Origin of the sequence: Rathayibacter sp. VKM Ac-2879 (assembly GCF_015351245.1) — a bacterium.
GTDB lineage: Bacteria > Actinomycetota > Actinomycetes > Actinomycetales > Microbacteriaceae > Rathayibacter.
Window position 1 is genome coordinate 621,205 of the sequence record NZ_JADKSO010000002.1, and the last position, 21,444, is coordinate 642,648.

Consider the following 21,444-nt stretch of genomic DNA (forward strand, 5'->3'; position numbering starts at 1 on the left):
AGCACCGCCGGGCGCGGCATCACGCGAGTCCGAGCGCCGGGTCGCTCTCGGCGACCGTGCGCAGCTCGTCGGGGATCGCGGCGAGATAGCCCTGGAGGTTGCGCCGCGTCTCGTTCACGCTGTCGCCGCCGAACTTCTCGAGCACGGCGTTCGCGAGGACGAGGGCGACCATCGCCTCCGCGACCACTCCCGAGGCAGGCACGGCGCAGACGTCGGAGCGCTGGTGATGCGCGCCGGCAGCCTCGCCCGTGGCCACGTCGACGGTGCGCAGGGCGTGCGGGACGGTGGCGATGGGCTTCATTCCCGCCCGCACCCGCAGGACCGTGCCGGTGCTCATTCCGCCCTCGGTGCCGCCGGCGCGATCGCTCGAGCGGGCGATGCCTCCCGCGCCCTGGAACAGCTCGTCGTGCGCCTCGGAGCCGCGTCGCGTGGTGGTCAGGAACCCGTCGCCGACCTCCACGCCCTTGATCGCCTGGATGCCCATCAGCGCGGCGGCGAGCTGCGCGTCGAGACGGCGGTCCCAGTGCACGTAGGAGCCGAGCCCGGGCGGGAGGCCGTAGGCCAGGACCTCGACGACGCCGCCGAGGGTGTCGCCGTCCTCGTGGGCGCGATCCACCTCGGCGACCATGAGGGCGCTCGTCACGGCGTCGTGGCAGCGCAGCGGGTCGGCATCGAGCGAGTCGACGTCGCCCGGGAGCGGCAGAGGGGCGCCCTCGGGGACGCGGACCGGTCCGATGGCGAGAGTGTGGCTGACGAGAGTGATACCCAGCTCGGCGAGGAAGCGGCGGGCGAGCGCCCCGAGCGCGACGCGGGCCGCCGTCTCGCGAGCAGAGGCGCGCTCGAGCACATTGCGCGACTCTGCGAATCCGTACTTCTGCATGCCGACCAGGTCGGCGTGTCCCGGGCGCGGACGGGTGAGAGCGGCACCGCGTCCCTTGGGCAGCCTCTCAGGGTCGCGGGGCTCGGCCGACATCACGTCGACCCAGCGCGGCCACTCCGTGTTGCCGATGCGCAGCGCGATGGGGCTCCCCATCGTGGCGCCGTGGCGGATTCCGGACGAGATGGTGAGCTCGTCCTGCTCGAAGTTCATCCGGGCACCGCGACCGTAGCCGAGCTTGCGCCGAGCCAGGTCGGTGCGGACGTCGTCGAGGGAGACGGTGACGCCCGCCGGAAGTCCTTCGAGGACGGCGACGAGTTCGGGACCGTGGGATTCCCCGGCCGTGAGCCAACGGAGCATCCCACGATTCTGGCACACGGATTCTGACGGACGCTCCGGGCGGGCTCTCAGACCGCGTCGGCCGGAGGGACGATCGCGCGCATCGCGGCGAGCACCTCGTCCTCGGACGGCAGCGGCACGGTCGGGTCGCCACCGACGAACACACGCACCTGCACCAGCGCCTGGTGCAGCAGCATCCCGAAGCCCGAGACCACGGGCGAGCCGACAGCCGACCAGCGCAGAGCGAGACTGCTCGGCCACGGCGCGTACGCGACGTCGAAGAGCGTCGAAGAGGAGGCCACCTGGGGTGGCACCGCGAGCGTCGCCGCCGATCCCCCGGGGAGGGTCGAGATCACGAGGGGCGCGAGCGGCAGCTCGCCCCAGCGGGCGAAGGGACGCACCTCGAGCGCGACGCCGAGGGCCGCCGCGACCGAGGCGAGCGGCGCCGCACGCTCGGGGCTGCGGACCACGGCCGAGACCTGCGCGGCTCCCAGCTGGGCGGCCGCCGCGACGGCGGAGGCGGCGGTCGCTCCCCCTCCCAGTATCTCGACCCGCTCGACCGAGGCGATGCCCGCCTCCGACAGCGCTCTCACGATGCCGGCCACATCGGTGTTGAAGCCGCGCAGCCGCAGGTCTCCTCCGTCGCGGTCGATCAGGAGCGTGTTCACCGCGCCGGTCGCGCGCGCGATGACGTCCTCCTCATCGAGCAGGGGCCGCACCGCGTGCTTGAGCGGCATGGTCAGCGAGAGACCGTGCCACCGCGCGCTCGGGTCGGCGATGACGGCGGCGAGCGTCGCCTTCGTCGTCTCGACCGCGGTGTAGCTCCAGTCGAGACCGAGCACCCGATAGGCGGCCGCGTGCAGGGCGGGCGACTTCGAGTGCGCGATCGGCGAGCCGAGGACCGCGAGGCGACGGCTGCCCGACGTCACTGGTACTCCGGGTGGTCCCGCATCCACGCCTGCCACTGGGCGACCGCGGCGTTGTGCTCGGCGTCGGTGGTCGAGTAGACCGTCTCGCCGGTCTCGAGGTTCACCGTCACGAAGTACAGCCACGTGCCGTCCGCCGGATGCAACACCGCGTCGATCGCGACGTCCCCGGGGTTCGAGATGGGACCGGGTGGGAGGCCGTCGTGCTGATAGGTGTTGTAGGGATTGCTCGCGTCGTCCCGCTCGGCGTCGGTCGTCGTCACGCGATCGGTCGCCCCCGTGCCGTAGGCGACGGTCGCGTCCGACTGCAGTCGCATGCCCTGGTCGAGACGGTTCTGGAACACCCGCGCGACCTTCGGGAAGTCCTCGGCCACGCGAGCCTCCCGCTGGACGAGCGAGGCGAACACGATCGTCCGATAGCGGTTCTCGACGGGCACCCCGGCTGTGTCGAGCGACTGGTAGGTGCGGGTCACGAGGGTCTGGAGGATGTCGTGCGCCGACGTCCCGTCATTGATGTCATAAGTGGCCGGGAACAGGAAGCCCTCGAGGCTCGTCGCCTCCGCGGGCAAGCCGAAGGAGCCGTAGTCGGCCGCCGCCGCTTCGAGATCGGAGAGCGCCACTCCGCTGCCGTCGGCGATGAGGGGCAGGGCGTCCTTGAGAGCCGTCCCCTCGGGGATCACGAAGGTGTTGGCAAGCCGGGTGGTCGGGTTCAGGAGCGCCGAGAGGGCGGCCTTCGAGCTCATCTCGGCCTTGAGCGAGTAGGCCCCCGGCTGGAAGACGGGCTCGGGGCTCTGAGCGACCAGCAGGGCGTAGAACGGGTCGTACGACTTGATGACGCCGTCCGTGACGAGGTTCTTCGCGATGTCGCTCCCGGCGTCGCCCTCGTGGATCGTGAAGACGACGTCAGAGGTGCCGGTCCCGGTGTAGTCGGTGGCCTCGGGCTCCGCGAAGAGCGCGCGGACGGGATCCAAGAAGATCGCCACGGCGAGGGTCACGAGAGCGAGGAAGACTCCCAGCGCGAGGAGGCCGCCGATCAGCCCGCGGCGACTGCGGCGCCTTGTCGCGCCTCGGGAGCCTCGGCGGCCACGCGAGGCGGATTCCGCCTCAGCACGCGCCGCCGCGAGGGCTTCGCCGCGCTCACGGGCCTCGGGGACGTCCGGCCCGGAGAAGAGCTGGCCGAACGGATCGGACTCGTGCGGAGTGGTCGATCCGGGCTCAGTCGAGGCGGTGCTCGCCTCGGGGCTCTGCGGCGTCGACCGCTCGGACTCGGCGGCGCGGGCGGCGCGGCGGCTCGGGGGGACGTCGGTCACGGAGGAGTCCTTCGTTCGGTTCGAGCGGCACGCCGGCCGGGGTGCCGCTCGAACGCTCGGAATCGATGGCGTGCTGCAGGATCACCACGGCGGCGACCTGGTCGATCACGGCGCGAGAGCCGCGAGTGGTGCGTCCGGAGCGATGCAGCGCGCTCTGGGCGGTCACCGTCGAGAGTCTCTCGTCGACGAGCCGGACCGGAGCGGCGGGCACCGCGGCGGCCAGTCGTCCGGCGAACTCCCGAGCGTCCTCTGTCGAGGCCGTCTCGGCGCCCGACAGCGACAGCGGGAGTCCCACGATGATCGCCTGGGCATCGTACTCGGCCGCTAGGGCCGCGATCCTGGCGATGTCGGAGGAACCCGCTGAGTCTTCTGCCCGGGCGACGGTCTCGATCGGGACGGCGAGCAGCCCGTCGGCGTCGCAGCGGGCGACCCCGATGCGGGTCCTCCCCACATCGACGCCGAGGCGCACGCCGAACCGCTGCATTCAGCTGGCCGCTTCCTGTGCGACCGCCTCGAGCGCCGCAGCGATGGCCGACACATCCGAGCCGCCGCCCTGGGCGAGGTCGTCCTTGCCGCCTCCGCCGCCGCCGAGCACGCCCGCGGCGCGCTTGGCCAGCGCGCCGGCCTTGCGCCCCTGATCGCGCGCGGCCTGGTTCGTGGCCACGATCACCGCGGGCTTGCCCGAGACGTCGGCCGCGAGCGCGACGACGGCCGCCTCGTTGCCGAGGCGCTCGCGCACCGAGGTCACCAGCGAGCGGAGTTCGTCGGTGGAGCTCACGGTGCCGACGTTCTCGGCGACGACGGTGACGCCGCCGATCGTCCGACGCTGTGCCGCGATCGCGGGGACACGATCGGCCAGCGCGCGCGCCTCGAAGGCGGCGAGCTTCTTTTCGGCCGCCTTCAGGTTCGCGACAAGCTCGGCGATGCGCTCCGGGAGCTGCTCGCGCGGGGTCTTCAGCGACGAGGAGATCGTGCTGACCAGGGCACGCTCGGCCGCGAGGTCCTGGAACGCCTCCCGACCCACGAGCGACTCCACACGGCGGTTCGTCGAACCGACGGACGACTCGCTGACCAGGCTGATGAGCCCGACCTCGGAGGAGCGGTCGACGTGCGTCCCGGCGCACAGCTCGCGCGACCACGGGCCGCCGATGTCGACGACGCGCACGACTTCGCCGTACTTCTCGCCGAAGAGCGCCATCGCGCCGAGAGCCTTCGCCTCGTCGAGCGGGAGCTCGCGCGTGACGACCTCGAGGTTGTCACGGATCGCGGTATTCGCGATGTCCTCGATCTCGCTGCGGGTCTCAGGCGAGAGGGCCTGATTCCACGAGAAGTCGAGCCGGAGATAGCCGGCCTTGTTGTACGAGCCCGACTGGTGGGCCTGCGGGCCGAGCACTTGGCGGAGCGCCGCATGGATGAGGTGCGTGCCCGAGTGAGCCTGACGGGCTCCGCGGCGCCAGTCGCGATCGACGACCGAGGTGGCGGCGTCTCCGACTCCCACCTCACCGCTGGCGACCTGCACCGTGTGGCTGACGAGCCCCTTGACGGGCTTCTGCACGTCGAGGACCTCGAGGTCGAAGCCGGAGCCGGTGATGCGACCGGCGTCCGCCTCCTGGCCGCCCGATTCGGCGTAGAGCGATGTGGCCTCGAGGATCACCTCGGCGATGTCGCCGGCGACCGCCTTCGTCACGGAGTGGCCGCCCACGATGAGGCCCACGATGCGCGACTCGGTATCGAGCACGTCGTAGCCGGTGAAGAGGGTCTCGCCGCGCGCACGGAAGTCGGCGTACACCGAGAGGTCGGCCAGCGCCGACTTCTTGGACTTCGCGTCGGCCTTCGCCCGCGAGCGCTGCGCGGACATCAGGGAGTCGAATGCGCTGCGGTCGACGGCGAGCCCCGACTCCTCGGCGATCTCGAGGGTGAGGTCGATCGGGAAGCCGAAGGTGTCGTGCAGGAGGAACGCGGTGTCTCCCGGGAGGGTGTCCACCCCCGCCCTCTGCGTCTTGTGCACCGCGAGGTCGAGAATCTCGGTGCCGGCGGCGAGAGTGCGCAGGAACGCCTCCTCTTCGCCGTAGGCGCTCGTCGAGAGCCGATCGAACTCGACCGCCACCTCGGGGTAGGCAGCCGACATGGCGTCGCGGGAGGCCGTGAACAGCTCGGGGAACGTCGCGGCATCCACCCCGAGCAGGCGCATCGCGCGCACCGTGCGGCGCATGAGGCGGCGCAGGATGTAGCCCCGACCCTCGTTCGACGGAGTGACGCCGTCCGACAGCAGCATGAGAGAGGAGCGCACGTGGTCGGCGATGACGCGCATCCGCACGTCGTCCTCGTGCACGGCGCCGTAGCGGCGACCCGAGAGCTCCGCCGCCCGGTCGAGGACCGGACGCACCTGATCGATCTCGTACATGTTCTCGACGCCCTGCTTGAGGAATGCGACGCGCTCGAGCCCCATGCCGGTGTCGATGTTCTTGCGCGGCAGCTCGCCGAGGATGTCGAAGTCGACCTTGCTCGTGCCCTCGCCGCGGAGGTACTGCATGAAGACGAGGTTCCAGATCTCGACGTAGCGATCATCGTCCGTGGCCGGGCCGCCGTCGATGCCGTAGGCGGGGCCGCGGTCGAAGAAGATCTCGGAGCAGGGGCCGGCAGGCCCGGGCTGGCCCGTCGACCAGTAGTTGGTGTCCTTGTCGAGGCGCTGGATGCGATGGTCGGGCAGGCCGGCGATCTTCTTCCAGAGTGCGATCGCCTCGTCGTCGTCCTTGTAGACGGTGACCCAGAGGTCCTTCTCGTCGAAGCCCAGGCCGCCGTCGCGCTCGGCGCCCGTGAGGAGCTCCCACGCGTAGCCGATCGCTCCCTCCTTGAAGTAGTCGCCGAACGAGAAGTTGCCGTTCATCTGGAAGAACGTGCCGTGGCGGGGGGTCTTGCCGACCTCTTCGATGTCGTTCGTGCGGATGCACTTCTGCACGCTCGTGGCGCGCGGATACGGCGCGGGGACGACTCCGGTGAGGTAGGGCACGAAGGGCACCATGCCGGCGACGGTGAAGAGAAGGCTCGGGTCCTCGCTCACGAGGGAGGCGGAGGGCACCACGGTATGGCCGCGGCTTCCGAAGAAGTCGAGCCAGCGGGTGCGGATGTCGGCGGTCTGCATGGGTTCCGTTACGTGTTCGGTCGGTGACGACGCGGATGTCGGGCGGCGGGGCGTCAGCCCTCGCCGATGGCGGCCTTCAGCTCAGCCTCGCGCTGGTGGTACCCCTCGGAGACGGCGTCGCCGAGCTCCCGGGCCGTGCGGTTGATGTCCTCGAAGAAGCGCGCTCCGGCCGGGGTGCGCGACACCTGATGGGCGAGGGCGAAACCGAGACCGATCCCGACGACGATGAGGGCGAGGTTCTTCACGGAGGGTTCCTTCCACGCGGTGCGAGGGGCGCGACGGCCCTCTCGATTGTAGGGCGCGATGCCGCCGCTACTTCGAGGAGCGCCTGCGGGTCCGAGTGGAGGGGCGCGTTGCGCGCCCGCCGCTGCCGTTCGCGCGGCCGGCGACGAGCACGGCGCGCACGCCCGCGGTGAAGCCTGCGAGCTTGATGAGGGGGCCGCCCACCGTCGCCGCGGTGAGTGCGACGAGCGCATTGACGTTGCCGGTGACCTCGGCGACGTCCTTCGTGATCGTGTCGACCCGGGCGAGCTGCTGGTTCGCCTCGCGGAGGGTCGACGCCGACTCGTCGAGGATCGGGGTCAGGCCGTCGCTGGCCTGCTTGATCGCGGCGCTTGTGCTGTCGAAGACGCGTCCGAGCTTCCAGAGCGGGATCGCGGCGATCGCGACCAGGATCGCGAACACCCCCGCGGCGATGAGCCCTGCGATGTCTCCACCGGTCACGGTGACCTCCGTTCGACGCCGCCCGGTGCGGCACTCCAGCCTAGCGACGCGGCGGCGGGCGTCGTGAGGACGAGGAGCGGAGGCTGCGAGGCGGGCAAGCGACGGGCCGGGCCGACATTTTAGGTCCAGACCCCGTCCGTGCCTGCGGTCTGCTTCGTGCGTGACGGCGTCCGCTTCGGCCCGACGACCGCCATCGAGGCGAGGCGTGCGATGACGGCGAACACACCGGAGAAAGCGGGCTGCCCGATCACGAGAGTCATGACGCTGAGAACGGCGCCGATGAGGAAGGCCGTGAGGCCGGATGCTCGCGCGATCGACATGATCCCTCCCCTCTCCGCGGCCGGCGTCGATGGTCCACGCCGCGATGGCACCCGTCGCGATGGCGCTGACGACGATGGTCGGCGAGACGGCAGGAGAGTCCGAGAACGACTCGGGGGGACACTCCCGATGCATCGGATCGCTTGCCCGCGGCGAGGAGCCGTGAGGGTGACGTCCGGCAGTGCCCAGGATGCACAGAAGGCCCCGGCGCAGTGCCGGGGCCTTCTGTGCTGAGCGGTCGTGACCGCGTCAGAAATGGATCAGCGAGCCGCGTAGTACTCGACGACGAGCTGGACTTCGCAGGTCACGGGGACCTCTGCACGCTTCGGGCGACGCACGAGCGTCGCCTGGAGCTTGTCGATCTCGACCTCGAGGTAGCCCGGGGTCTTGGGGAGCACGTCGACGTGTCCACCGGCGGCCGCGACCTGGAAGGGCTCGGTGCCCTCGGAGCGGGTCTTCACGTGGATGACCTGACCGGGCTTGACGCGGAACGAGGGGCGGTCGACCGTCTTGCCGTCGACCATGATGTGGCGGTGCGTGACGAACTGGCGCGCCTGCGCGGTGGTGCGGGCGAAGCCCGAGCGCAGGACGAGCGCGTCGAGGCGCATCTCGAGGAGCTCGACCAGGTTCTCACCGGTCAGGCCCTGGGTGCGGCGCGCCTCCTGGAAGGCGATGCGCAGCTGCTTCTCGCGGATGCCGTACTGGGCACGCAGACGCTGCTTCTCACGCAGGCGGACCGCGTAGTCGGAGTCGGCCTTGCGCTTCGAGCGGCCGTGCTCGCCGGGGGCGTAGGGGCGCTTCTCGAGGTAGCGCGCGGCCTTCGGGGTCAGGGGAATGCCGAGGGCGCGCGAGAGGCGCGTCTTCGAACGGGTACGGGACGTGGTCGACACTGTGGTCCTTCCAAGGTCTGAGAGGTTCGGTCGCAGCTCTCGTCCGCCACTCCGGGAGGAGGGCGGGCGCCGCGGTCGTGTCCGCTCGCGGGTGCGAGGGAAGGGTGACCGCAGTGGCGAACTGCGCGATTCAGAGGGATGCGCTGCGTCACTCGGCTACAGAGCGGTGGGCAACCTCGTAAGACTATCAGGCCACGGGCCCACCGTCATCCTCGCGATCCGCGGACGATCCGGAGCAGCTTCGCGAGCCGCGCCGAGACGTCGCGCTCGTTTCCGTGCTCGGTCGGCGAGTAGTAGCGCGCATCGCGCAGCGAGTCGGGCAAGTATTGCTGCTCGAGCACTCCGAGCTCGGCGTCGTGCGGGTAGCGGTAGCCCTTGCCATGCCCCAGGCGCTTGGCCCCCGGGTAGTGCGCGTCGCGCAGGTGCGCGGGCACGCGGCCCGCCTTTCCCGCGCGCACGTCGGCGATCGCCGCATCGATCGCCGCGTAGGAGGCGTTGGACTTGGGCGCGGTGGCGAGGTGCACGACCGCTTGCGCCAGGGGGATGCGCCCCTCCGGCATCCCGATGAGCTGGACCGCATCAGCGGCGGCGATGGCGACGACGAGCGCCTGCGGGTCGGCCATACCGATGTCCTCCGACGCCGAGACGATGATGCGGCGGGCGATGAAGCGCGGATCCTCGCCCGCCTCGATCATGCGCGCGAGGTAGTGCAGCGCCGCGTCGACGTCCGAACCGCGGATTGACTTGATGAACGCGCTGATGACGTCGTAGTGCTCGTCGCCGTTGCGGTCGTAGCGCAGGAGCGCGCGGTCCACGGCGCGCGCGACGACCTCGACGGTGACCACGGGAAGCCCGGGCTCGGCGGACTCCTGCTCCTCGTCGGCCTCCTCGCCGGTGCCCGCGTCGGCGGAGGCACGCGCGACCCGGTCGGCCTCACGCGCCTCCGACCTCGCCGACGTCGCCGCGGCCTCGAGCGCGGTGAGTGCTCGGCGAGCATCGCCGGACGCGAGCCGCACGATGCTCGCCCGCGCCTCCGCGTCGAGCACGACGGAGTCGCGCAGGCCCCGCTCGTCATGCAGCGCGCGATCGACGAGCATCCCGAGATCCTCGTCGCCGAGCGGCTCGAGCGTCAGGAGGAGGGAGCGCGAGAGCAGCGGCGCGATGACCGAGAAGGACGGGTTCTCGGTCGTCGCCGCGATGAGGATGACCCAGCCGTTCTCGACTCCGGGCAGCAGCGCATCTTGCTGCGCCTTCGTGAAACGATGGATCTCGTCGAGGAACAGCACCGTGGAGGTGCCGTAGAGGTCGCGCGTCGACAGCGCCTCCTCCATCACCTGACGGACGTCTTTGACGCCCGCCGTCACGGCCGAGAGCTCGACGAAGCGCCGCCCGCTCGAATGGGCGACCGCCTGGGCGAGCGTCGTCTTCCCCGTGCCGGGCGGCCCCCAGAGGATCACCGAGACCGCTCCGCGCTCGCCCGTCGTGTCGGCCGCGAGGGCCACGAGCGGCGAACCGGGGGTGAGCAGGTGTCGCTGCCCCGCGACCTCCTCGAGGCCGCGCGGGCGCATCCGGACGGCGAGAGGCGTCGCCCCCGAGCGGAGCCCGGCCTGCTGCATGGTCATGCGACCAGCGTAACGACGGGGTCCGACACTCCAGGAGGCTGCGGCTGCGGAGCGGCGTTTGTTCCGCCAGGAGCGAGTCTCGTAGGCTTCACGCGGCCTGCGACCGCGGGCCGACGCGCCATGGCGCGAGGCGAGACGGCGGAGGAACACGTGGCCCAGGGCAAGTCGAATGATCGCGAGGCGCGCACCCGCCTCCGTGCCTACCAGGCCCGCCAGAGTCTGCACCGCTCGCAGGTGAGGCGCCGCGTCCGCGACAACGTGATCGCGGTCGTCGTCGGAGTGGTCGTCATCACTCTGGCCGTCCTCGCCCAGCTCTTCTACTTCTCGGGCGGGCCGGGCACTCCGGAGGCGGCACCCACCGCGAGCGACACCGCCTCGCCCACGCCCGCCGCGACCGGCGCCAACACGGGCGACGTCCCCTCGAGCGACACCGCGGAGGGCCGCGACTGGACGGGCACTCTGACTGTCGGAAGCGACGCGCTCGGCGTCACGCTCGACGGCGCGGCAGCCCCGCAGGCCACCTCTGTCGTCCTCTCGCTCGCGAAGGCCGGCTTCTACGACGGCCTCGCGTGCCACCGCCTCACGACCCAGGGTCTCTACGTGCTCCAGTGCGGCGACCCCAACGGCGACGGCACCGGCGGCCCCGGCTACAGCTACGGTCCCGTCGAGAACGCGCCGGCCGACGGCGTCTACCCCGCGGGGACCATCGCAATGGCACGGCAGTCGGGCAACGGCTACAGCCAGGGCAGCCAGTTCTTCATCGTCTACCAAGACACGACGCTCCCCGCCGATGCCGCCGGCGGCTACACCGTCGTCGGTCAGGTCACCTCGGGCCTCGACTCGCTGATCAGCGATGTCGTCTCGAAGGGCACGGCCGACGGTTCAGGAGACGGCGCGCCCGCCGAGCCCGTGAAGATCTCGTCCTTCACGCTGCAGTGACGATCGCCCGTCACGGCCGCGCTGTCGGGGTCGTGACGGGAGACAGCCGAGCGACCCCGCGGAGCCGTCGCACCCGAGCCGCCGCTCGGCCGGCACGAACCGCCCGGGCGGGGAGTGCAATAGGCTGATCGTCACTGCCCGTTCGCGGCCGAGCGCGGTCTTCGGCTCCCGCCGTCGCGCCGAACCGGCCGACGGAACAGCGGGCACCGAATGATCGGGGCCGGACGAGGACCGCCCGGCACCGAATAGCACGACATCGAACAGCAAGGTGAGGCTCCGAGCGATGAGTGACCAGCAGCCGTGGGGACGGGTCGGCGACGACGGGACGGTCTACGTTCGCGTCGGCGACGGGGAGCGCGAGGTCGGCCAGTACCCCGATGCGACTCCCGAAGAGGCGCTCGCCTATTACGAGCGCAAGTACACCGAGCTCGCCGGGCAGGTCTCACTGCTCGAGCAGCGCGCCCAGCGCGGCGCGCCAGCGGGCGACGTCGCACGCGCCGTCCACTCGCTTTCGGCCTCGATCGCCGAGGCCCACGCGGTCGGCGATCTGGAGGCACTTCAGTCGCGCATCAGCGCACTGGGCGGCTCGGTCGAGGATCTGACCGAGCAGCAGGCCGCCGAGAGCAAGGCCGCCCTGGCCGAGGCGCTCGCCTACCGCGAGGCGATCGTGGCCGAGGCCGAGGCGCTCGCCTCCGTCGACCCCGCCAAGACGCAGTGGAAGCAGGCGAGCGCGGCAATCGACGAGCTCTTCGCGCGCTGGCAGAACCATCAGCAGCAGGGTCCGCGCCTGCCCAAGAACGAGGCCAATGAGCTCTGGCGCCGCTTCCGCAGCGCTCGGACGACCATCGAGCAGAACCGCAAGGCGTTCTTCGCCGATCTCGACTCGGCGCACCGCGAGGCCAAGCAGGCCAAGCAGTCGCTGATCGACCAGGCGGAGGCTCTCGTGGCCAAGGGTGCCGACGCGATCCCCGACTACCGGGCGCTGCTCGATCGCTGGCGGGTCGCAGGACGCGCGGGCAAGAGGTTCGACGACGCTCTGTGGGCGAGGTTCAAGGCGGCGGGAGACGCGATCTACGGCGCCAAGGCCGAGATCGTGGCGCAGGAGAGCGTCGAGTACACCGAGAACCTCGACACAAAGCTCGCCCTCCTGGAGGAGGCGGAGCCGCTGCTCGAGGAGACGGACCGCGAGAAGGCCAAGCGCGTGCTCCTCTCGATCCAGGAGCGCTGGGATGCGATCGGTCGCGTCCCGCGCGAGCAGGTGCGCACCGTCGAGGACCGCCTCCGCAAGGTCGAGGCGCACGTACGCAAGCTCGATGAGGAGCACTGGAACCGCAGCAACCCCGAGCGCAAGGCACGCTCAGAGGGCCTGGCGTCGCAGCTCACCGCCGCGATCCAGAAGCTGCAGGACGAGCTCGATGAGGCGACTGCCCGCGGAGATGCAGCGGCCATCGCGCAGGCCCAGGAGGCGCTCGACGCGCGCAAGGTCTGGCTCGACGCGCTCGGCTGAGCGAGCCCCCTCCCCAGGGGCCCACTGTCCACAGATCCACTGAGCACGCCCCGGAGGGGAATCGCGTCGGCCACGATGGCCGCATGACGCGACTCCCCTCCGTTCTCGTTCCCGGTGACTTCCCCCTGGCTGAGCTCTGCGCCGCTCGTCTCGACGGCGAGCTGATCGCTCTCGACGAGGGCTTCCTCGTCATCGATCTGCCGCTCGGGCCGGCCGAGCGCCTCTCCTCGTTGCGCGCACTCCTGCCGCCCGGCACCGTCGCCGATCGGCTCACCGCGGCCTGGGTGCACGGGGCTCTTGCCGTTCCGCCCGCCGTGCACAGTGCCTCGCTCGGCCGGCGGCCCCGGCTGCTCCCGCCCCTCCGCGGGCGGTTGCGCCTGCACGAGGTGCAGCTCGGTGAGGGCGATGTGGTGTCGCTTGGGGGCGCACTGGTCACGTCGCCCGTGCGCACCCTGATCGACTTGGCACGCACCGCGGACGATGCCCGTCATCTCCGCGCCACGGCCGAGGCGACCGGGGTCGGCCTCGAGCAGGCGCTCACCCACCTCGCCACGGGCACGCCGATCGCCGGCCGCCGTCAAGCCGAGCAACGCCTCCGTGCGGCCCTGGCTCCGCCGACCGCCTCAGCCCGCGCTGACCCGGTAGACGTCGTAGACGGCGTCAATCCTCCGCACCGCGTTGAGCACGCGGTCGAGGTGGGTGGTGTCGCCCATCTCGAAGACGAAGCGACTGATCGCCAGGCGGTCGCTCGAGGTCGAGACCGTCGCCGAGAGAATGTTCACGTGATGCTCCGAGAGGACACGCGTGACGTCGCTCAGCAGACCCGAGCGGTCGAGGGCCTCGACCTGGATCTGCACCAGGAAGATGCTCTTCGACGAGGGCGCCCACTCGACGTCGACGATCCGCTCGGGTTCCTTGAGCAGATCCTGCACGTTGTGGCAGCTCGCCTGATGCACCGAGACGCCGGCACCGCGGGTGACGAACCCGACGATCTGGTCACCCGGCACCGGAGTGCAGCACTTGGCGAGCTTCACCAGGATGTCGGGAGCGCCCTTCACGAGGACGCCGGACTCGCTGCTGCGGCTGCGGAGGCGCGGTGCCCGCGGGAGGGTGACCTCGTTCTCGTCCGACTCAGGATCGCCCTGGATGGAGGAGACGACCTTCTCGAGCACCGACTGCGTCGAGACGTGCCCCTCGCCGACCGCGGCGTAGAGTGCCTCGACGTCGTTGTACCGCAGCTGGCTCGCCACCTCGGTGAAGGTGTCCTGGCTCATGAGCTTCTGCAGCGGCAAGTTCTGCTTGCGCATCGCTCGCGCGATCGAGTCTTTGCCCTGCTCGATCGCCTCGTCGCGCCGCTCCTTCGTGAACCACTGACGGATCTTGTTGCGCGCGCGGGGGCTCTGCACGAAGTTGAGCCAGTCCTGGCTCGGGCCAGAGTCCGGGTTCTTCGAGGTGAAGACCTCGACGACGTCGCCGGTCGTGAGCGTCGACTCGAGCGGAACGAGGCGCCCGTTGACCTTCGCGCCCATCGTCCGGTGGCCGACCTCGGTGTGCACGGCGTAGGCGAAGTCGACCGGTGTCGCTCCCGTCGGCAAACCGATCACACGGCCCTTGGGCGTGAAGACGTAGACCTCCTTGGCGCCGATCTCGAAGCGGAGGGAGTCGAGGAATTCGTTCGGGTCCGTCGTCTCGGACTGCCAGTCCGAGAGGTGGGCGAGCCAGGCGAGATCGGTGTCGTGGGAACCGGAGGAGGGCACCTTTCCGGTGGCCATCTGCTCCTTGTACTTCCAGTGCGCCGCGATGCCGAACTCGGCGTGCTGATGCATCTCGTTGGTGCGGATCTGGATCTCGACCGCGCGACCCTTCGGGCCGACGACGGTCGTGTGCAGCGACTGGTAGAGGTTGAACTTCGGAGTCGCGATGTAGTCCTTGAAGCGGCCGGGCATCGGCGTCCAGCGCGCGTGGATCGAGCCGAGGACGGCGTAACAGTCGCGCACGGAGTTGACGAGTACGCGGATACCCACCAGGTCGTAGATCTCGTCGAACTCGCGACCGCGGACGACCATCTTCTGGTAGATCGAGTAGTACTGCTTGGGCCGGCCGACGACGCGGCCCCGGATCCTACCGACGCGCAGATCCTCGCTGATGAGGTCGATGACGTTCTGGACGAACTCCTCGCGCTGCGGGGTGCGCCGCTTCACCAGGCTCTCGATCTCGTTGTAGATCTTCGGATAGAGCACCGCGAACGAGAGGTCCTCAAGCTCCCACTTGATCGCCTGGATGCCCAGACGATGCGCCAGGGGCGCGTAGATCTCGAGGGTCTCGGTGGCCTTCCTCGAGGCGGACTCTGCGGGCACGAATCCCCAGGTGCGAGCGTTGTGAAGCCGGTCGGCGAGCTTGATGATGAGGACGCGGATGTCCTTCGACATCGCGACGATCATCTTGCGGACGGTCTCGGCCTGCGCGCTGTCGCCGTACTTGACCTTGTCGAGCTTGGTCACGCCGTCGACGAGCATGGCGACCTCGTCGCCGAAGTCGGCCCGCAGCTCGTCGAGCTGGTAGTCGGTGTCCTCCACGGTGTCGTGGAGGAGGGCGGCGGCGATGGTCTTCGAGCCGATCCCCAGATCGGCGAGGATCTGCGCGACGGCCAGCGGGTGCGTGATGTACGGCTCGCCGCTGCGGCGCTTCTGACCGGCGTGAGCGCGCTCCGCGACGGAGTACGCCCGCTCGATGAGCGCGATATCGCTCTTGGGGTGATGCATGCGCACGGTGCGCACGAGAGTGTCGACCGCTCCGGAGGGCTGCGCTCGCGAGAAGATCCGAGGGACCAGCCTGCGCAGGGCGGCGGTCGAGGACGTCGTCGTTTCCGTCACGCGGGCATCTCCATCGCCCCATTATCGCGCGTGCGGGAGCCCCCGATGACCGTTCCGCCGGAGGCGGACGCGCGGCGTCAGTCGATGCGGCCCGGTCGCCCGGCGTCATCGATGGCCGACCCGCCAGCCGCGACCCACGCGCTCATGCCGCCGGTGACGCTTGCGCTCTCGAAGCCTGCCGCCTCGAGCGCCTGCGCCACCCGTTCGGAGCGCATGCCGAGGTGGCAGACCACCAGGATCGACGCATCGGCCGGCAGCTCGTCGAGCCGAGCACCGAGCTGCCCCATCGGGAGGTGGTGAGCCTCCGGCGCGTGGCCGAGGGCCCACTCGTGCGGCTCACGCACGTCGAGCAGCCAGACCTCGTCGCGCTCGACGAGACCGATGGCCTCCGCGGCCGGGACCTGCGTGACCTCGGTCACGACGCCTCCGAAGAGCCCGCCGCCGCGGGGGTCATGGCCCGCGCCCGCGCCGACTCGACCCGCTTGTCGCGCTTGGCGATCTCGCTCTCGCGGCTTCGCAGCTGGGCGTACAGGGGCGCCGCGACGAAGATCGTCGAGTAGGTGCCCACGATGATGCCGATGAGCAGGGCGAGCGAGATGTCGCGGAGCGTTCCGGCCCCGAGCACGAAGGCACCGATCACGAGGATCGCCGCCACTGGCAACGCGGCCACCACCGAGGTGTTGATCGAGCGCACGAGCGTCTGGTTCTCGGCCAGGTTCACGGTCTGGGCGAAGGTGCGGGTGGTGCTGCCCATCGCCTCCGCCGTGTTCTCACGGATCTTGTCGAAGACCACGACCGTGTCGTAGAGCGAGTAGCCGAGAATCGTGAGCAGGCCGATGACCGCCGCGGGCGACACCTCCGTGCCCGTGATGCCATAGACGCCCGCCACGATCACGAGGTCGTGCAGCAGCGCGACGATGGCGGCGAGCGACATCTTCCACGTGCGGAAGTACGCCCACATCGCCAGTGCCGCGAGCACCACGAAGATCACGAGACCGCGAATGGCCTGCTGCGTGACGTCACTCCCCCACGCCGCGCCGATGAACGAGGACGTGACCTTGTCGGAGTCGACCCCATACGCCGTCGCAAGCGAGTTGCGGATCGCGGCCGTCTGATCGGTCGAGAGCTGCCCCGTCTGCACACGGATCGAGTCGTCGCCGACGACGGACACCCGCGGCACGGTCGCGGGATCGACACTCGTCACCGCATCGGTCGCGGTGCCCTGATCGAGGCTCGACGGAGTCGAGACCGTGAACTCCGATCCGCCCGTGAACTCGATACTGAAGTTGAACCCGCCCCTCGCCACCGTGCCGAGCACCGTGATGAGGATCAGCACAAGCGAGATCAGATACCAGGTACGTCGGCGACCGACGAAGTCGATCGAGCGCGCACCGGTGTAGAGGTCGTTTCCGAACTGCGAGAAGCTGGCCATCACGCGTCCTTCCCGTTCGAATCAGTGGAGTCTCGCGTGCCGGCCGCCTCGGCGGCCTTGCGCTCGGCGATGGTCTGGCGCCGGGCCGCCTCGCGGGCCGCCGCCGTGCGCTTGCCGGCGATCACCTGGTCCTGCGGGCGGAACGCCGCTCGCCCGCGGTAGACGGCACCGAGTGCTCGCGGGTCGAGACCGGAGGCACGGTGTCCGTCGGCGAAGAAGGGTCTCGTCGCGAGAAGCTGCAGCATGGGGTGGGTGAAGAGCGAGACGACGATGAGGTCGATGATCGTCGTGATCCCCAGCGTCAGCGCGAAGCCGCGCACGCTACCCACGGCGAGCCAGAACAGGACCACGGCGGCGAGCAGGTTCACCATGTCAGAGGCGAAGATCGTGCGCAACGCGCGTCGCCAGCCCGACTCGACCGCCGACTCCAGGCCGCGTCCGTCACGCAGTTCGTCGCGGATGCGCTCGAAGTAGACGATGAAGGAGTCTGCCGTGATGCCGATCGACACGATCAATCCCGCGACTCCGGCGAGCGAGAGCCGCAGACCCTCCCGCCAGGACAGCAGGGTGATCACCAGGTAGGTGACGACGGCCGCGACGACGAGCGAGGCGATGGTGATCGAGCCGAGCACGCGGTACTGCACGATGGAGTAGACGATGACGAGGATCAGACCGATGAGCCCCGCGAGCAGGCCGCTCGCGAGCTGGGCCGATCCCAGCGTCGCCGAGATGCTGTCGGAACTCTGTACCTGGAAGCCGATCGGGAGCGCGCCGTACTTGAGCTGATCGGCGAGGGTCTTGGATGACTCCTGGGTGAAGGAGCCCGAGATCTGGGCGTTGCCGTCGGTGATCGCGGCGTTGGTCGAGGGAGCCGAGATGACTCGGCCGTCGAGCACGATCGCGAACTGGTTCTGCGAGCCCTTGAGGGCGACCAGCCGCGAGGTCACGTCGCCGAAAGCCTTGGTGCCCTGCGCGTCGAACGAGAGGTTGACCGCCCAGGTGCCGGTGCTGGCTCCCGAGGAGGTCGTCATCAGGCCGTTGGAGGCGTCGGAGATGTCCTCGCCGGTGATCTCGACGGGGCCGAGGATGTACTTCGCCGTGCCCGAGGTGTCGCACGTGATGAGCGGCTGGTCGGCCGGGGCGAGGTTGGGGTCTTGGCTGTTGAGGTAGGCACAGTCGAAGGAGCTGTACTGGGCCTCGAGCGCCGGGGTCACGTAGGCGAGGTCGCTCGCGTTGGTCGGCGAGGAGGTCGGCACGGTCGAGAGCGAGGGATCCAGCGGCGTCGGGGACGGGGACGAGGTCGCGTCGCCTCCGACGGCACTGTTCGTCGCCTGGCTCGCGACGAGGACGGGGCGGAAGTCGAGCTTCGCGGACGCCTCGATGCGCTGCAGAGTCTCGTCGTCCGGGGTTCCGGGGATGGAGACGACGATGTTGCTGGAGCCTTGCGTCGTGATCTCGGCCTCGGAGACTCCCGAGGCGTCGATCCGCTGGCGGATGATCGAGACGGCCTGGGTCAGCTGCTCGGACGATACGGTCTCACCGTCGTCGAGCTGGGGCTGGAGCACGATCTGCGTGCCGCCCTCGAGGTCGAGGGCGAGCTTCGGGGTCCAGGACCCGCCGCCCCAGATCACAGCGGCGGCGTTGAGTCCGATGAGGGCGAGGATCAGGACACCGAGCCAGCTCAGTGAACGCCGGGCCTTCCGGACGGGGGTTGATGCGGCCACCCAGGGCTCAGCTTTCTCTTCGGTCGACGGTGATCGGTCCGGGGATGCCCGAACAGGGAGAAGGGCGGGCGAGCGCTCCTGCGCTCTGCCCGCCCCAGAGACTACTGCGCGTCGGGGCGCCGATCGCGCTCCGCGGGGTCGACCAGCGGGTCGCGGTGTGCCGCGTCGCGTTCGCCGAACTCCGGCGCGTCGCTCGAGACGACCTGCTCGTCCGGTTCGTCGGCGACGACGACGACAGCGTTCTCGCTCGGGTCGATGAGGCGCCCGATCGCCTGACGGTGGATCGTCAGGAGCGTGCCGGGCGTGGTCTCGATGATGATCTTGTTCGCGTCCTCATCGATCGAGACGACGGTGCCGAACAGGCCGGAACCCGTCATGAGCTCGACGCCGGGGACGAGGTTGTTCTTCATGTTCTCCGCGTCACGCTGACGCTTCTTGTTGTTGCGGAACATGAAGATGATCATCACGGCGAGCAGCAGGACGAGCAGGATGATCGTCGGATCCATGGGTGAGCCTTCCGAAGTGGGTTGGCGATCCCCCGCGCGGCGTCAGCGCCGGTCGTGAGCGGATCGAGCGGCCCGTCGGGCCTTGAAGATTATAGGTCATCCCCGAACAACGACTGCTGAGACGCTCCGCTTCCCTGCGGGTCGAGACCGAAGTGCCGGTAAGCGGCGGACGTCGCGACACGGCCGCGCGGTGTGCGAGTGAGCAGGCCGATGCGCACGAGGAACGGCTCGACGACCGCTTCGACCGTCTCGGCCTCCTCCCCCACCGAGACGGCGAGGGTGTTGAGGCCCACCGGTCCGCCGTCGAAACGGGTCAGCACGATCTCCATGACGGCACGGTCGAGCCGGTCGAGGCCGAGGGCATCGACGTCGTAGAGCTCCAATGCCGCTCGCACCGCGGTGACGTCGGCGCGCCCGCCGTGCACGAGCGCGAAGTCGCGCACGCGGCGGAGGAGACGGTTGGCGATGCGCGGGGTGCCACGACAGCGTCCGGCGATCTCGGCCACGGCCTCCGCGTCGATGTCGAGCTCGAGCAGGCGCGCCGCGCGAGCAAGGACCTGCCGCAGCTCGTCCTCGGCATAGAACTCGAGGTGGGCGGTGAAGCCGAAGCGGTCCCGCAGAGGGTTCGGGAGCAGGCCAGAGCGCGTCGTCGCGCCGACGAGCGTGAACGGGGCGAGATCGAGTGGCACCGAGGTCGCTCCCGCGCCCTTGCCGACCATGATGTCGATCCGGAAGTCTTCCATCGCCAAATAGAGCATCTCTTCGGCCGAGCGCGCCATGCGATGGATCTCGTCGATGAACAGGATCTCGCCCGGCAGGAGGGAGGACAGGACGGCCGCGAGATCGCCGGCATGCTGGATCGCTGGGCCGCTCGACAGCCGCAGCGGCGAGGAGCTCTCTTCGGCGACGATCATGGCGAGGGTGGTCTTGCCGAGCCCTGGTGGGCCGGCGAGCAGGATGTGATCGGGCGTGCGGCCTTGCATCGCGGCAGCCTTGAGCAGCAGCTCGAGCTGACCACGCACTTTCCGCTGGCCGACGAACTCGCTGAGGCTCCGGGGGCGCAGCGCCCCCTCGAAGGCGATCTCGGCCTCGGAGGCGACCTCCGGTCCGAGCAGTTCGTCGCCGTTCACGAGCGCGCCGCCGGACCGAGGCGCGCGAGGGCGAGGCGGAGCAGCGCCTGCACGTTCGCGGCGTCCGAGGCCTGCGCATCGAGCAGGATGTCATCGACGACGTCGGCGGCCGTGCGCTCAGGCCAGCCGAGGCCGACGAGCGCCGAGAGCACGCTCTGCGCGGCGCTGGCCGCAGGACCGGAGCCGCGAGCGGCGCGCGGCCGCACGGCGAGCTTGCCCGCGAGCGACAGGACGATGAGCTTCGCGGTCTTCGGCCCGATACCGCTCACCTTGCGGAACACGGCGTCGTCCTCGTCCGCGACCGCCTGGGCGATCCGATCGGGCTCGACCGCGCCGAGCACGCCGAGCGCCGACTTCGGGCCGACGCCCGTGACGTCGATGAGGAGCTCGAAGATCTCGAGCTGCTCCACGTCGGGGAAGCCGTAGAGGGTGAGCGAGTCCTCGCGGACGACGAGCACTGTGCTCACCGTGGTCTCGTCGCCCACACGCATCTCGAGCGCGTGCTGCGGAGTCACGTTGACGGCGTAGCCGACGCCGTGGACGTCGAGCACGGCGAGACTCCCGCGGGCGGAGAGGAGGGTGCCGCGGAGAGAGGAGATCACCGCGTCAGTCTAGATGCTCGAACAGGCGTTCGAGTGGAGGCCTCCGCGGCGCGCCACGCGCGTTGCGCCGCCGTCTCCCCGCCCGAGGGATCGGGCGCGGTCGCGAGAGGAGCACGCCACGCGTGGCACACCGCAAGGGCGAGGGCGTCGGCCGCGTCGGCGGGAGTCGGCGGCGTGTCGAGGCGCAGCACACGCTGGATCATCGCGGTCACCTGGCGCTTGTCGGCCGCGCCATAGCCGGTGACTGCGGCCTTCACCTCGCTCGGAGTGTGCATGCCGACGGGGAGCGAGCGACGAGCGGCTGCGACGAGCGCCACTCCGCTGATCTGGGCGATGCCCATCACGGTGCGCACGTTGCTCTGGGCGAACACTCGCTCGATCGCGACGGCGTCGGGACGGTGTTCGTCGAGCAGCGCCTCGATCCCGTCGCCGAGGGCGAGGAGGCGACGTTCTAGCGAGTCGTCTGCCGGTGTCCGGAGCACGCTCACGTGCACCAGAGTGGCGCGGCGGTCGCGAGCGACGTCGATGATGCCGACTCCGCAGCGGGTGAGCCCGGGGTCGATCCCGAGGACGCGCATCAGCGC

The 21,444-nt window shown here is 70.2% G+C and carries 20 protein-coding genes; 2 read left to right on the plus strand and 18 right to left on the minus strand.

What is annotated here, in order from left to right:
- Positions 1-19 precede the first annotated feature (19 nt).
- The 10 genes from aroC to ITJ45_RS07915 all read right to left on the minus strand — a co-directional run bounded on the left by aroC (position 20) and on the right by ITJ45_RS07915 (position 10,147).
- Complete coding sequence (gene aroC / locus ITJ45_RS07870) at positions 20-1,237, minus strand: chorismate synthase (RefSeq protein ID WP_194607948.1); 1,218 nt, start codon at positions 1,235-1,237, stop codon at positions 20-22.
- A gap of 47 nt (positions 1,238-1,284) precedes the next feature.
- Positions 1,285-2,145 (minus strand): shikimate dehydrogenase, encoded by an 861-nt coding sequence (locus ITJ45_RS07875; protein ID WP_323742888.1) that lies wholly within the window; start codon positions 2,143-2,145, stop codon positions 1,285-1,287.
- Positions 2,142-3,452 carry an endolytic transglycosylase MltG gene (mltG, locus tag ITJ45_RS07880; RefSeq protein ID WP_194607946.1) on the minus strand — a complete coding sequence of 437 codons (1,311 nt, stop codon included), beginning with the start codon at positions 3,450-3,452 and terminating at the stop codon, positions 2,142-2,144. The genes ITJ45_RS07875 and mltG overlap by 4 nt, the downstream gene beginning before the upstream one ends.
- Positions 3,358-3,936, minus strand: coding sequence for a Holliday junction resolvase RuvX (gene ruvX, locus ITJ45_RS07885; RefSeq protein ID WP_194607945.1), 579 nt, complete (start codon positions 3,934-3,936; stop codon positions 3,358-3,360). Before ruvX ends, mltG begins: the two co-directional genes overlap by 95 nt.
- Positions 3,937-6,594, minus strand: coding sequence for an alanine--tRNA ligase (gene alaS / locus ITJ45_RS07890; protein ID WP_194607944.1), 2,658 nt, complete (start codon positions 6,592-6,594; stop codon positions 3,937-3,939). It lies immediately after the preceding gene.
- 53 nt (positions 6,595-6,647) lie between these two features.
- Positions 6,648-6,839, minus strand: coding sequence for a Na+ dependent nucleoside transporter N-terminal domain-containing protein (locus ITJ45_RS07895; RefSeq protein ID WP_194607943.1), 192 nt, complete (start codon positions 6,837-6,839; stop codon positions 6,648-6,650).
- A gap of 67 nt (positions 6,840-6,906) precedes the next feature.
- Positions 6,907-7,317, minus strand: a complete 411-nt coding sequence (locus ITJ45_RS07900) for a DUF948 domain-containing protein (protein WP_194607942.1) — start codon at positions 7,315-7,317, stop codon at positions 6,907-6,909.
- Positions 7,318-7,436: 119 nt separating this feature from the next.
- Positions 7,437-7,637 (minus strand): hypothetical protein, encoded by a 201-nt coding sequence (locus ITJ45_RS07905; protein ID WP_194607941.1) that lies wholly within the window; start codon positions 7,635-7,637, stop codon positions 7,437-7,439.
- Positions 7,638-7,895: 258 nt separating this feature from the next.
- Entirely contained in the window at positions 7,896-8,525 is a 630-nt protein-coding gene (rpsD, locus tag ITJ45_RS07910; protein ID WP_194607940.1) for a 30S ribosomal protein S4, read from the minus strand.
- Positions 8,526-8,731: 206 nt separating this feature from the next.
- Positions 8,732-10,147 carry a replication-associated recombination protein A gene (locus tag ITJ45_RS07915; protein ID WP_194607939.1) on the minus strand — a complete coding sequence of 472 codons (1,416 nt, stop codon included), beginning with the start codon at positions 10,145-10,147 and terminating at the stop codon, positions 8,732-8,734.
- Positions 10,148-10,297: 150 nt separating this feature from the next.
- Between ITJ45_RS07915 and ITJ45_RS07920 the strand changes: the two genes are divergently transcribed.
- Positions 10,298-11,086, plus strand: a complete 789-nt coding sequence (locus ITJ45_RS07920; protein WP_323742887.1) for a peptidylprolyl isomerase — start codon at positions 10,298-10,300, stop codon at positions 11,084-11,086.
- Positions 11,087-11,369: 283 nt separating this feature from the next.
- Positions 11,370-12,593 carry a DUF349 domain-containing protein gene (locus ITJ45_RS07925; protein ID WP_194607937.1) on the plus strand — a complete coding sequence of 408 codons (1,224 nt, stop codon included), beginning with the start codon at positions 11,370-11,372 and terminating at the stop codon, positions 12,591-12,593.
- Between the two features lie 623 nt (positions 12,594-13,216).
- Here the strand turns inward: ITJ45_RS07925 and ITJ45_RS07930 are convergent.
- From ITJ45_RS07930 to ruvC, 8 genes are all read right to left on the minus strand, one after another.
- Entirely contained in the window at positions 13,217-15,466 is a 2,250-nt protein-coding gene (locus tag ITJ45_RS07930) for a RelA/SpoT family protein (RefSeq protein WP_194607936.1), read from the minus strand.
- Positions 15,467-15,543: 77 nt separating this feature from the next.
- Positions 15,544-15,885 carry a rhodanese-like domain-containing protein gene (locus ITJ45_RS07935; protein WP_194607935.1) on the minus strand — a complete coding sequence of 114 codons (342 nt, stop codon included), beginning with the start codon at positions 15,883-15,885 and terminating at the stop codon, positions 15,544-15,546.
- A complete protein-coding gene (gene secF, locus ITJ45_RS07940) occupies positions 15,882-16,898 on the minus strand; it encodes a protein translocase subunit SecF (protein WP_194607934.1) in 1,017 nt (338 codons plus the stop codon). The genes ITJ45_RS07935 and secF overlap by 4 nt, the downstream gene beginning before the upstream one ends.
- A complete protein-coding gene (secD, locus tag ITJ45_RS07945) occupies positions 16,898-18,622 on the minus strand; it encodes a protein translocase subunit SecD (RefSeq protein WP_194607933.1) in 1,725 nt (574 codons plus the stop codon). Before secD ends, secF begins: the two co-directional genes overlap by 1 nt.
- Before the next feature lie 101 nt (positions 18,623-18,723).
- Positions 18,724-19,128, minus strand: coding sequence for a preprotein translocase subunit YajC (gene yajC, locus ITJ45_RS07950; RefSeq protein WP_194607932.1), 405 nt, complete (start codon positions 19,126-19,128; stop codon positions 18,724-18,726).
- Positions 19,129-19,217: 89 nt separating this feature from the next.
- The gene (gene ruvB / locus ITJ45_RS07955) at positions 19,218-20,258 is read right to left on the minus strand and encodes a Holliday junction branch migration DNA helicase RuvB (protein WP_194607931.1); all 1,041 of its coding nucleotides are present in this window, start codon (positions 20,256-20,258) and stop codon (positions 19,218-19,220) included.
- Entirely contained in the window at positions 20,255-20,860 is a 606-nt protein-coding gene (gene ruvA, locus ITJ45_RS07960; RefSeq protein ID WP_194607930.1) for a Holliday junction branch migration protein RuvA, read from the minus strand. Before ruvA ends, ruvB begins: the two co-directional genes overlap by 4 nt.
- Complete coding sequence (gene ruvC, locus ITJ45_RS07965) at positions 20,857-21,438, minus strand: crossover junction endodeoxyribonuclease RuvC (protein WP_194607929.1); 582 nt, start codon at positions 21,436-21,438, stop codon at positions 20,857-20,859. Before ruvC ends, ruvA begins: the two co-directional genes overlap by 4 nt.
- Positions 21,439-21,444: the final 6 nt, after the last annotated feature.

What these genes read in the sequence shown, in the direction of transcription:
- ITJ45_RS07915 (WP_194607939.1), bottom strand. Translation starts at nt 10,147, where the DNA reads ATGACCATGCAGCAGGCCGGGCTCCGCTCGGGGGCGACGCCTCTCGCC.
- ruvX (WP_194607945.1), bottom strand. Translation starts at nt 3,936, where the DNA reads ATGCAGCGGTTCGGCGTGCGCCTCGGCGTCGATGTGGGGAGGACCCGC.
- aroC (WP_194607948.1), bottom strand. Translation starts at nt 1,237, where the DNA reads ATGCTCCGTTGGCTCACGGCCGGGGAATCCCACGGTCCCGAACTCGTC.
- secF (WP_194607934.1), bottom strand. Translation starts at nt 16,898, where the DNA reads ATGGCCAGCTTCTCGCAGTTCGGAAACGACCTCTACACCGGTGCGCGC.
- yajC (WP_194607932.1), bottom strand. Translation starts at nt 19,128, where the DNA reads ATGGATCCGACGATCATCCTGCTCGTCCTGCTGCTCGCCGTGATGATC.
- alaS (WP_194607944.1), bottom strand. Translation starts at nt 6,594, where the DNA reads ATGCAGACCGCCGACATCCGCACCCGCTGGCTCGACTTCTTCGGAAGC.
- ITJ45_RS07925 (WP_194607937.1), top strand. Translation starts at nt 11,370, where the DNA reads ATGAGTGACCAGCAGCCGTGGGGACGGGTCGGCGACGACGGGACGGTC.
- ruvC (WP_194607929.1), bottom strand. Translation starts at nt 21,438, where the DNA reads ATGCGCGTCCTCGGGATCGACCCCGGGCTCACCCGCTGCGGAGTCGGC.
- ITJ45_RS07905 (WP_194607941.1), bottom strand. Translation starts at nt 7,637, where the DNA reads ATGTCGATCGCGCGAGCATCCGGCCTCACGGCCTTCCTCATCGGCGCC.